This is a genomic window from Spirochaetota bacterium, from assembly GCA_038043445.1.
Lineage (GTDB): Bacteria > Spirochaetota > Brachyspiria > Brachyspirales > JACRPF01 > JBBTBY01.
Genome location: JBBTBY010000022.1, coordinates 13405 through 25941 on the forward strand (window position 1 = coordinate 13405; position 12537 = coordinate 25941).

A 12537-nucleotide genomic window follows, 5' to 3' on the forward strand; every position below is an offset into this window, starting at 1 on the left:
CTATTTTCGAAGCGCGCGGAGATCGACAGCATGCTTCCACTCCCCCGGTGCGGTAATGAGCGAACTGCGAACGAGCCGCCAGAGATCCGGTGTTTTCAGCTTCTCGATGCCATCGGTCTCTGCATACGAGATCTGATCGCCGAATACATTGTCGATGATAAGAACCCCGCGCCGCTGTTCAGTAAATCCCTGAATATTCCCAAGAATAACGGCATTCGTATTGTTCGGTATGGAAATATTCCGAATATTCACATTCATGCCGCTGCAGAGCACGCCGAGCGGCGACTCGAGTTTCGTTGCGGACGTTTTTTTCCATACGACACAATTCTCGATGTTTATCTGCGCGTTGAGCGTACCGTCATCGACGGCGTCAAAAAGGAGCGGCTCATCCTTATCCCATTCGAACCGGACATTATTGATATTGAACTTTCCGTTGCTTCTGTTTATCGACGGCCCGCCGCCGGCACCGTCGCTGTATATCCTGTTCGGCCTCAACTTCAGTGCCGACCCCATGCCGATCATCGCACCGCCGAATACGCTGATATGGCCGCCCGCCTCAACAAGGAATGCGGTAGCACGGCCGGTGTTCTCAGGGCGCGGCATTCCCCACCAGTCGCAGCCGAAAAAGTCGAGGCTCATAGCCTGCGCATTTCGCAGATGGAGCGCGATCGCGTTATGGATGAAACGGCACGAATAGAACTGCTGCGTGTCTCCCATGTCGGTGCCGGCGACATCGACTGCCTGATAGAATCCGACAATGCCGATATTATCGTATCGTATCTGGAACGCCGATGGTCGGCCTTTGCTGTTCGGGTCTTTCAAGAATGAATTGACAATATAGAAACCGGTCGATCTGTTGTCGCGGCGATGCTCGGTACCGGCGGTGATGGTAAAATCGCGGAATGCGAGCGTGCCGGCGTACTGCACCCAGAAGAGCGGCTCGGGCTTCGTGAAATAGAGCACCGTGAGCCAGCCGCGGCCTGCGCCGGACAAGGTGAATCCACGGAAGTCCTGGATCTTCACGGTACGGTTGATGATATACTGGCCGCTCGGCATATACACCGAGCTTGAGCCGTATTGATATTCTTTTTTCCACGACAGATCTGCGGAGACTTTTTCATCCGTCGCTTTTCCGATGTAGCGGTACGCCCGGGCATAACGGATCGCCTCGCAGAGCCCGAGAAGATCGCGTTCATCGTCGAGGAGATAATTGCCTTTCCCGTACCGCGCATCCAACTCGTTCTGGCTTTTGTATTTCTCACGCAGGGGATGCGATGTTCCGTCTCCCACTGCGCCGAAATCCCGTATGTTCAGAACGCTGAACGCCTTCTCTTCGCTCACGCCGGGGAGATTCGTTTCGGGAACATACGGCGGTGTATTCCCGAATTCGTACGGCTGTCCAAGCGGCAGCGGCATCGACACGATGGAGAACACCGTCGACGGTTCATATCCGGGATCTTTTCTCACGATGAGGACAGCATCGATCTTAAGCCCGTCTTCCCGGCTCTTAAGCGTCAGCGAATGTCTTCCCTTTCCGAGGGTGAATGTACGCCGCTGTTTGTAATCGACCGCTTCGCCGATACGCTCGCGGACGCAGTCGTACGACCATGTGTGAGAATTCTGAACGTCCCAGACGGCGGGAGCGGAATTATCCATAGACACGAAGATAGAGTCATCCCTGCTGTCTTCTGCGATAAGCCGCGCAAATATAATATGATCACCCGCGTCCTTTATATCGAATGTGAACGTACATCCCCCTGTGTTCAGACCCGTCTCATTCGGGACGACGATATATCTTCCCCCGGAAGCGTCTTCATCGTTCTCTACGATCATCGGCGATTCGATAACACCTGATTCGGCTTCGATGAATATTACCCCGGGCTTTGCCGGATCGAGCGATACCGATCTCTGCCCCAGTACGATCGCGCCTGTGCAGCATGCTATGACTATCGCGATAATGATACGGCTCGTGATCCTCTGCGGTAGAGATGCTTCCCGACAAACATCAGATGCGACAATGCTCTCCGTCCACCGGCATTCCTTCAAGCGCTTCATCATCGCACCTCCCACACAGTAACCGAACGCGGCGGCACAGTGAACGTTCGCGTCACATTCGCCGGGATCTTTTCTCTCTTTGTGCCCGACTCGTTCTCCGTTACGATAAGTTCGAGCTCTTTTTTCTGCATGCCATAGCGTGCGGCTGAGAACGGATAAACCGCCGTGACAGCATTCGGCGAGACATTGACGAACAGAATGAGCGATCCCTGCTTTGACTTCCATGCACCGGTCATAAGCGCATCAGCGGTCACCGGCGGCTGCTTCTGCCAGCCCCAGTCGGCGGTCATCGTCGGTATGGGTGATGTGATCACGGGGGGATGCTGCATCTCTCCTGCGCTGAAATATTCCCGATATTTATAACGGATGCGCGCCGCCATGGCGATGAACGGCCCCGCTTCGTTCTCAAGCACTATCTTCGGATCGAGCCAGCCGATCTGTTCGCCGAACACGAGGGACTGTCCCGCTTTTGCGAAATGCCCGTTCACATCCTTGCCGTAATAGGCGCGCCCGAAAACCTCTACCGCGCCCGCATAGACCGCAGCGAAGAGGGGTATCGCATTCTCTTTTTGGAACGCCCACCCGAGGGCGCCGTCGAAGCATTTTGCATACACTTCCGCATTGTCTTCCGATGTCAGTATGCCGCCCTTCGGCGCTAACTCATCACGGATACGTTTTATGAGCGGCCAATAGCCCTGCTCTGTCCACCATGAACCTCCGCCGACGGGATGGCCGTGTGATGCATCGAAGCAGTGTACCGGCCGGGCTGCTGCTATCTGGTCCATATAAACGCCGTCAACGCCCACCTCGTCCACGAGTTTTTTCACGGTATTGTACATCGTATCCTGCCATATCTTCGATGCGGGACACATCACGGCGAGGCGCACAGGACTTCCGTCCTTTTCCTTGGAGCTGTACGATTCAGCGTAGATGCCGTTCGTAGCATCTTTCGCCGCGCCCGCCAATCCCTTCGACGTGAAAGAAAAGTCCTCTGATTCCTTATCCCGTGTATCCCACAGGCGTCCGTTGATGTAGGGCATCACACGTACTTTCGACGCATGCAATCGCGCAAGCCCTGCGGTAAACAGAGGCTTCGGCGGAAAATAGTTCGGATAATCATTGTCGAACGGAGCGTTATGCCAGCTGTACCAATGTATCGCTGCGGGTACTTGTGCGTATTCCGCCATGCGTGCGGTGTTCGAGGCGAGCGTATCCGATGTGTTTCCGAGCGCCCATATGCTGATATCCTTGAACCATTGCGGTGTATCGGCGCGTCCATTCTCATTCATGGGGGGCATCCACTGCGCTTCGCGCCGCACCCAGGATCTGTACATCCGCGCGGCGTCGAACCAGTCGCCGGTAAAAACGGCGAGCGCCGCCTTGCCGGGCATGGCAAAGCTGTTGCCTGCCGACATGCCGCCGATGGTCCATCGCACGGAATGACGTATCTCTCCATTCCCGGTCTGCACCTCAAAATATTTGAACGAACCCTTCGGGTCCTCGGCTGCAAAATAGATGCCGCTTTTCGCATCATAGAGCGCTGCGAAGGCCATATTTATCTCGCCGGTGGGGTAGGAATGTGTTACACCGAACGACACGGGCTGTATCGACGGTGAACGGGAGAGCGTGCCTGACCGCTGCGGGAGCGCGAGCACATCGTCATCGGCGCCGTCAAGCGCGCGGAAACTCCAACGCGGGAACACGACCTCCGAAAGCACCGCATCCGCAACACCCTGCACCGAAAGCCCGAGCAGCAACTTTCCGTCGGAAGGTGTTATTTCGGATCGTACCGTAAGCGGCCATTGATCGTACGTCCAGGTCAGCACAAGTCCTTTTTTTTCGGGCGTTGCCGCGACAGCGCAGCGTACCGCAGGTGACATTGCATCCAGAGAACGGGTCTCCTTGCCGGCGGTGCATTGCAGCGCCCATATCGGCGTCGGCCGCGAAAGCAGTTCGCGCTGCGCGAGAAGATCGAATATGCTTACAATGCTTGCCGTGCCGTTCGTTTTACGGATACCGATACCGATCTTCCCGTCATCGATAAGGACGATGTCGTCTGACGAAACGGAGAACCATGGCAGCGATCGAAGGGGCGCGCGCTTCGCATCGATAGCCTGTATCTTCGATAGCGTGTCGATAGCGCCGCGATAATCGCCGACAGCGGCCTGTGCGCGTACAAGCGAAAGCACCCATCCGCGCTGCCCGTCTTTTTCCGCGACGCGCAAACATCCTTGTATCTTTTCATCGATGCTGTCAAGCGATATCCGCGCCGAGGGCGGTGCGACTACCGAGGTATCAATGCGGGAGAAAGCCGCATCATCGGTCGCGCCGATATAGAGGATCGTATCATAGGACAGATCGCCGCCGCTCCACATAGTAATGCCGCCGTCCTTGATGTATGTCCCGTAGCCGCCGCGTCCGTCGTACATGATCTGCCTGCTCCCTTTGAGCGCAATGACATTGCTGTCCGTGATAAGACCGGCCCAGCGGCTCGTCATGTTCACCTTTTTATCCGCAAGCAGTTTTTTCCGTTCCACCATCCCGCCGCCCTGCCATTCGGAAACACTGTCATCGGCGACATTGATCTCCATGAAATGTATCTCTTTCCATGGCCCCGACGAATTGCCGCCCACCTGCGAGGACACGCGTATATAGGGCGAGTTCGCACAGTAGGTGAAGCGGTATTTCGCGCGGGGGCCGCCCGGTGCGGCAACGCCCCGTTCATTCATATACTGCGCCGATGTTTCGATGATGGCAACGATGGGTCCCTGTGCTATCATCTGCACTGCCGCGTCCTTGTCACAGCGCAGCCAGTAGACGCCGCCCTTTTCTTTCTGGAACACACGGTCATTGATCTGGAAATTCGTCAGTCTCTTCCCGCTCTTCGGGAAGGATATTTCCGTGGGCATGCCGCCCATGCGTGCAGTATGGGTGACGATGAAGAATTCATTTTCGACAACAATTGTCCCGTCGCCCGCGGTGACGCGGACCGGCGTACCCGTGAACTGCATCGCCGCAGCCTGGCTCACGAGATCGATCGAGAACTTCCCTGCAATGCTGCCGCTCGGCGGCATGAGCGCAAGTATCCCGCGCTCTGAACCGACGGGACTGAACTGCACGGGAACACTTGTCTTCCCGGAAGTATCGACCCACGCAGCGGCGACAGTCTCCGTTCTTATCTCGTTGCGTATCCCCAATGCATCCCGTATGTCGGAAATATCTATAGTGACAATGACCGGGAGCGGCTCACTGCTTGAGACCGCATCGACAGTGATGCTCATGCGGTCGGATTCTCCCCCGAGGGCGACGGCGGCAAAGCATAATGAAGCGATGATCTGTTTCATTGTGTTCTCCATAATGTAACGTTACACCATATAGTAGTACATCGAAGGTGCACTGTCAACCAGCCTCGGTCCTGCGTGTTACCGAAGACCGCTCGATGATCTTTGCCGGGAGATATGTCTTCTCATCGATGGTTCCGCCCGCAATGCTCGCAAGCATGAGCGACATGATGCGTTCCCCAAGCTGGCGTGTCGATTGATCGACGGTAGTGAGAGGCACGGCAAGCATGCGCCCAAGCGCGAGATTTCCAAAGCCCATGATGGATATAGCATCGGGTATCTTCACGCCGCTTTCAATGAGCGAGAGCTCTACGCCTGCGGCGACCTGATCATTGATGCAGAGGACGGCATCGGGACGTTCCGCGATGATATGCGCGGCACATGCACGCCCGCCATCCTCAGTGATCGCGGATGAGAACACCTGCGGCTGCGTCAGCTTCACATCAGTGATCGCGCGAGTAAGCCCTTTACAGCGGAGCACGGAGCAGCCGTTCTTCTCGTCGTACCCGGCGAACGCTATCTTTTTCATCCCTTGATCGATGAGATACTTCCCCGCATCGTATCCCGCGCGTTCGTCATCGATACCGACCCACGGTAATTCGCCGTTATCCGCAAGGGACATGTGTTCGTCAAAGCATATCAAGGGACGATCGAATCTTTCCATTTCCTTAAGCACAGTTTCGGCGGCGACACACCCGGCAGGCACCACGCAGAGGCCTTCCACCTGATATTGATTGTATAACCCGATGAGTTCGGCAAGCTTGGCATCGCGCATATCGTGCTTCGCGATGAGTATATGATATCCCGCCGCATGCGCTGCCGTTTCAAGTCCGTCAATTATCTCCGGGAAAAAGCTGTTGGACAGTTCAGGTACGATGACGCCGATGAGATTTGTCTTTCCCGTTATCATCGCGGCGGCAAGCGCGTTGGGGCGATAGCCAAGCTCGTTAGCAAGCGTGCGTATGCGCGCTTTCGTGTCCGCACCGATGTCCGGGAAGTCATTGAGCGCGCGGCGCACCGTACTGACGGATACGTTCGCGCGTTTTGCGATTTCCTTTATCATCAATGATTACCCATTTCGACGCGCATTAAACGAAGCCATTTCTTCTTCATCGGTACCGAAAAAGAGCTCCCATTCGGCTTGAACCGCTCCCCGGTAACGCCGTCTATAAGCCCTGTCGCCCTAGCGAAACCGATCTTTTCGAGATCGACGATGACAGTTGCATCGGTATTGTTCGATCCGAGATTGGCGACCGCCAGCAGACATGAGCCGCTTTTTTTCACCCATGCGCTTATCTTAATATCCACGCTTTTCGTCATAAAAACATTTCCGTTGGACCAGTACGGAATGAATTCAACTGTGGCATCCATGCCGAAAGCGTCCTTCACCGCGCGATACTTTTCGACCGCCTGTCCGTTGCACCAGATCGCCCACACATGCATGTCATGAAGGTATAGGCGCGCGAGCATGCCGACGGTCGGTGCTTCCGTTTTGTCATTGCCGGAAAAATGAAGATCACGCCCCGGGAGAAATACAGGAACAAGACCGAATTGCCGCATCGTGAACTGCGCACGCATCATATCCAGGGGCAGGAACTCGGTGTAGTCGTCCTTCACGCTGAGCGCGAACTGCTCTCCGTCGAGCACTGCATCTGAAAAAGAATGGATCGGCGGCTCAATGCATCCGGACATATGAAAAATGATGAACGGGTTACGACACCGTTCCCTCGTGAGCGTATACATGCGCTTAGCAAGTTCACGATGTGCGAAAACAGGGAATGTCGGCTGTATCGTATCATCATCGTCGATGAACCCGCAGCCATGCGCGATATTCGTGCATGGCTCCACCCAGCCGATATCGTAGTAAACGCCGTCGATGTCGAATTTGTCGAGCGTCTGCTTGTACGAATGCATTACAAAATCACGCCACGAACGGGTATTGACGCACATTCCCATGACAACATCACCGATGGCCATGACATCAGAACTGGCAGCATCGTAGTGCTGTGGGTTCCAGCAGTTCGCCCCGACAAAATATTTATACTCGGGCACACCCGACGACAGCATGTTGAGTATCGTATACGGCACCGCGCGCACGCCCTTTTCGTGATACTGCTTAAGCGATTTCTTGAACACGTCCTCATCACGCACTGCGGGCATATAGCCGTACCACTTTTGTATACCGCTCGGCCAGACGATCTTGATCGTCTCGTTCTTTCCCGGGGATATGCGCCACTGCCTCCAATCGGACGGCATCGGCCGCATCGGCGTCGCCATAAGACCGAATGTATAGGTGACGGGTTTTGATATTTCTGCCCCCGCATCGATCATATTGACGGTAAGGGCTGCATTTCCATCTTTGCGGAATATTTCGATACCCCGTGATTTATTTTTGAGTTTCCAATCCTTTGCGGACTCGCAAAACCACGTAAGCCCGCGTTCATCGTCGCCGAACCAGACAAATGGGCGAAACTTGAAATTTGTCTCCTGAAATCCGCCGTAGTACGATTTCCCCCCAAATCCCTGCGCAAGGATCAAATATTTTGCGAACGGCTCTTTAACGACAATGGAAAGAGATAGTCTGTCCAGCCTCAGCGGTTTCGCCGGAGTAAGCGTTACGTCCACACGCATCATCCCGTCGTATTCAACGACCACTCGGGAATGGAGCTTCAGTTCACCTGACGCATCCGTTGATTCATATACGGCTTCGATATCCTTCTTTCCGATAAAAGAGCCGGCCGTGCTCTTCAATGCGATTTCCGCGCCGTCTTTTACGACGGAAAGCATTACCGGCGAAGCCAACACCTCGGCCCCGCGCGTCACGATACTTGCGGGGAGGCCGAAACCGCTGAGACGATATTCCCGTCCGATGCATTTCACCGAATTCCCCTCAACAACGATGGGCGTCCACGGTGAGGGCACCTTCTCGCTGCAGCCGATCGTATTCCCGAGCCAAATCGACTCGTCGGGCTTGTGCAGCATCTTAGTTGTCCCGGATATTTTTTCACCATTTTTATCTATAACCGCAGCAGAAAGCTGGTAATCGCCGGGCGCGAGATCATTGATCGGCAATCCCATTTTGATCACGTGTGCGGCAACTGCGGAAGTCTTTTCAGCGATGATCACCCCCGATGCATCGGCGAGTACTGCACTCACTTTCGCCCCGTCACGAAATCCTGAGGGCAGTCCGATCGTATCAAGCGAGACCTTCAGTGTTTTAAGTTCATCCGCGTAGTCGTACGCCGTGATCATTACCGGCGGTGATATAGTCACGGGAATACGCGAATAGCAGAGCATGCCGCCGTTCACCCCATCCCGGACCTCGAACGTTATGAAATCGGTCTTTTGGTCACGTATTTCCTGCTCTTTCGTCAGCATTATCCGCTCACCCGGCTTTACTGCAAGTTCCCGAACATCCTTGTCGATGATCTTGTTTTTCGATTCGAATTGGCAGGAGAATTGAACCGTGCCGGGCTTTTCCGCACGACCGGCAATACTGCCCGTAAATCGCAGCTCCCCGGCCCGTAGATTACCGAAGCTGTTAAATCGTACCGAGGGTGCGTCATTAAGAAATGTCAATTCGCCGAACTCGGCAGGATTATGAAAATTCTTGGCATGTGACCAGGACGTCCAAACGACCGGCGTGCTTTTCTTCCAGTCGCGGCAGAAATTGGCGCCCCATACCTCTCCGTCTTTTGGAGTCGGCATCCCGAGTGCGGAGAATGGCATGCTTAATTCCGCTGTCCACACATTGTTCGAAACACCGCACCGGTACTTCCATGCACCGTTCCACGATTTGTCCTTTCCCCTGCCGTCGAATATGGTGTCCTTTACATTACCGATGAACTGATAATATGCGCTTGCGTTCTTGCCGGGGCATAAAAAAACTTCAACCGCGTCATCTTCCCACACCGGTCCATCGCGTTCCTGCACCAGAGCGACAAGCGGCACGTCGACGAGCGATCGGAAACAACAGTAGATATTATTATTGTCGAACGTGATGTACACTTTCGTCTGTTCTGTCGCAGGCTCACCGTCCGTTGAGCGCAGGAACCCCGATATGCCAGATGTATTCTTCCACTCGTCTTCGGAAAAAGCACCGTCGATCACCGGCGGGGCCGCGCAGCGAATTACTGCTATCTTCGGCGTCTTGTATCCCTCGGTGGTGATACCCGCCGCCTGCTTGAACATCGACTTTATCTCGGCAGGAGAGAGCGCCCTGCCATAGATGGTAAGTTCATCGATCGCGGTCTTTGCTTCCTCGCCGCCTTTTGCAAAGCTGAGGTCCCCGCCGATGAGTATCGTTGCAAATGACTCCGGACGGATGCTGCTTTTCATGGCTGCGGAACTTTTCTGTTCGCCGTCTAAATACAGTTCGATCGTATCATCGCGCCAGACAAGCGTGACAAAGTGCCATTCGCCGCGCTTCCAAGAGGAAAAGTCCGCCGGTGCGACCACAAACTTGTCTTTACTGCTGCTCTTCCCTGCGAGCGCCATAAGCGAACGCGCGTTGTAATATTTATACAGGAGAAGCCGCCCCTCCTCTTTTCCCGCAGTACCCGCCGCCTCAAAAAAATAGTGATAAAATCCGTCGGCAGCATCCCAGTCGATCATTTTCATCCAGAATGTGACCGTTCCCTGTTTGACGCTGATATTGCCCGCCGCATTGAATCGCAGCCAACTCGACCCATTAACGACAGCGGCTTTTCCCTTCTTCCCGTCGATGTATTCAGAGATAGCGCCCTCGATCGCATCTGGATTTCCTTGTGCGGCTATTGCCTTTGCACTCCCATTGAAAGGGATATAGAACAGCACGTTCTCATCGACAGCAAAAAGTGCTGCGGTAAGGAATATTCCAATCGCAATGTGGAGATTGTACATATTGAATTGCACTCGTGCCTTCATCGATCCCATCCTTTTCGCGAACTCTTTTATCATGGCAATAACTCAACAGTAGATAGCGGCATGCATCTCATCGCCGCTTGGAGACGAGAGGCTCAGTCCCTGTCGGTGCAAGGATCCACACACCGGCCTTCGATGTTGATTTCCCCGGCTGAAAGATCTTCCCTCCCGGAATAACGATCGACACATCGTGCACCATGAATGTAAGCGGCTCATTCTTCGTTACCGTTGACATCGCATCGCCCCCCGGTGTAAGATCAGGCGTGTAACGCCAGACAGATCTGCCGAAAGCGTTCATGCCAGTCAGCACGAACGAACCGTACCAGTCGGCAAGCGTTTTAACAAGCGAGACACGACCGGGGTCTCCTGCGATCTCATCGAGCTCGTGTAATACCGCACTCACCAGCGCGTCTTGATCATCGTCCGCCATTTCATCGGGTTTTGAACCCGACTTTAACCTCGGGTTCCAGTAGAGAAATAATTCAGGCCTGCACAGTCCATTATGGAAGATCGATTCCTGATAATAATCAGTATCTTTTATCATCGTGTCGCAGATCTTTGCCCAACCCTTCCCAAAACCACGATATGCTATCCATGGCATGAAGGGGACATCGGACGATAACCGCATTGCCCGGGCTTGGTTGACGCTGAAAATGAACGAAGCGAATGGCGAATCAGGGAATGGCCGCTCGCCGTCGATCTTTCTCCCCTTCATATACTGCAGACGTCCATAGCATTCGCGTGATTGATGCGTCCCAAGAAGCGTGCCTTTGGTGTGGTGTATCAGATGCTCGAGCTCACCGGTCATGCCCGTAAGCAGGAAAAAGTCATTGTAATTCCCCATACGTACGCCGGAAAATACCGATGCAACTGGTTCAACGATAGCTTTCGTGAGAATATGCGTACGGCGCTCCCACATGGCGGCGTTCCATGCGGCATGCGCCGCCAAGTCATAGCTCTGAATAAATGTTCGATAATGCGGAAGCATTACATTGAGTCCCTCGGCAGAAAAACGGGGGTCCCCATATATTGCCTCAAATGTTTTCTCATCGCGCTTCAGATCCCAGATCGTGAACCCTTCTTCAATGTCCATAATATAATAGTTAAGCGCTCCGCCGATGCGCTTATACTCCGCAAAGAATTTCTTATATCGTTCCTTCGCTTCAGAGATCCCGTTCTCGCACCATATCCCCCGAGCATTGGAACCGGTGGATGTCGTCAAACGGTCTTTCGGATGAACGAGTATTGTGCGGTAATACTCACTGTCGAATATCGCCCGATTCTGCGCCGGATAACGGTCAAGGAATTCCTTTGCCTGCTCAGGTGTCGAATTATTTTTGAGCCAGTAAAACGGGATGATATTATCGCACCGATAATTGCTTGCTGCAGCCCACGAAAGCGCAAAGAACGAGCCCCTTTCGCCAACAAGACTTGCAGCAGCCAGTATCGCTGCGATGAGTATGCATGATGCTGTTTTCATAAATATCACTTTCTCCTTACGGGCGGAGGATCATTCGAAGCGACTCAAGTGTATCACGTTTCGCCGCATTCCCATAGCCGATGTTCGCATCCTTCGCGCTTTCCACGAACCAGTGCTCGCCTTTATAGCGCTTCATATCAACGCCCTCAGGACAGAACGCCATCATGAGCGACGTTTCCTGTTTGCCCGCATGATCGACAGGATACTTTTTCTGCACGTCGTCCGCCATGAACGGGTGCATCTGTATCCAGCTGAACGGATCGCTCCCTGCGTCGTGCTGAGAGTAGTAATCACGCATCTCATCCTTGCCCCACCATCCTTCCCCGCGCTCCTTCTCGATGTACTCGAACACCGCCTGACGGCTTGCTGTCTTGAACGCGAGATCGGTAGGCATGCCGACGGAGAAATTCTCGCTTTGATGATGAACGAAGCCGTGTATGTTCGTGAAACCGATGCGCAGGAGATCCGTGAACACTTCCTTGGCGAACGGCATTATCGTTTCGGGGCGTACGTGCACGGTGCCGTTGCGCTCCGGTGCTCCGACGGCATAGCTTGCCGCGCCGAAATAGAACGGCGGGAATATGACGATGTTCATCTCCCGCTCAAGCTCCTCGAATGCGCGTATCACTACGAGCGTATCGACGCCGTTACAGCAATGCGATGCATGATACTCGAGCACGCCGATAGGCCATACGAGCGGCCAGCGCTCATCGATGGCTTTTCTCAGCTGATCGGGATACATCATTTCGTAACGCATAC

Annotated in this window: 6 protein-coding genes; all 6 read right to left on the minus strand. The window is 54.2% G+C overall.

The window, feature by feature from the left end; translation table 11 throughout:
- The 6 genes from AABZ39_03315 to AABZ39_03340 all read right to left on the minus strand — a co-directional run bounded on the left by AABZ39_03315 (position 1) and on the right by AABZ39_03340 (position 12535).
- A complete protein-coding gene (locus AABZ39_03315; protein ID MEK6793780.1) occupies positions 1-2058 on the minus strand; it encodes a hypothetical protein in 2058 nt (685 codons plus the stop codon).
- Complete coding sequence (locus AABZ39_03320; protein ID MEK6793781.1) at positions 2055-5399, minus strand: DUF6259 domain-containing protein; 3345 nt, start codon at positions 5397-5399, stop codon at positions 2055-2057. The genes AABZ39_03315 and AABZ39_03320 overlap by 4 nt, the downstream gene beginning before the upstream one ends.
- Before the next feature lie 55 nt (positions 5400-5454).
- Entirely contained in the window at positions 5455-6459 is a 1005-nt protein-coding gene (locus AABZ39_03325) for a LacI family DNA-binding transcriptional regulator (protein ID MEK6793782.1), read from the minus strand.
- Complete coding sequence (locus AABZ39_03330; GenBank protein ID MEK6793783.1) at positions 6459-10301, minus strand: glycoside hydrolase domain-containing protein; 3843 nt, start codon at positions 10299-10301, stop codon at positions 6459-6461. Before AABZ39_03330 ends, AABZ39_03325 begins: the two co-directional genes overlap by 1 nt.
- 67 nt (positions 10302-10368) lie before the next feature.
- Positions 10369-11778 (minus strand): hypothetical protein, encoded by a 1410-nt coding sequence (locus AABZ39_03335; GenBank protein ID MEK6793784.1) that lies wholly within the window; start codon positions 11776-11778, stop codon positions 10369-10371.
- 16 nt (positions 11779-11794) lie between these two features.
- Positions 11795-12535, minus strand: a complete 741-nt coding sequence (locus AABZ39_03340) for a creatininase family protein (protein ID MEK6793785.1) — start codon at positions 12533-12535, stop codon at positions 11795-11797.
- Between the last annotated feature and the right edge of the window lie 2 nt (positions 12536-12537).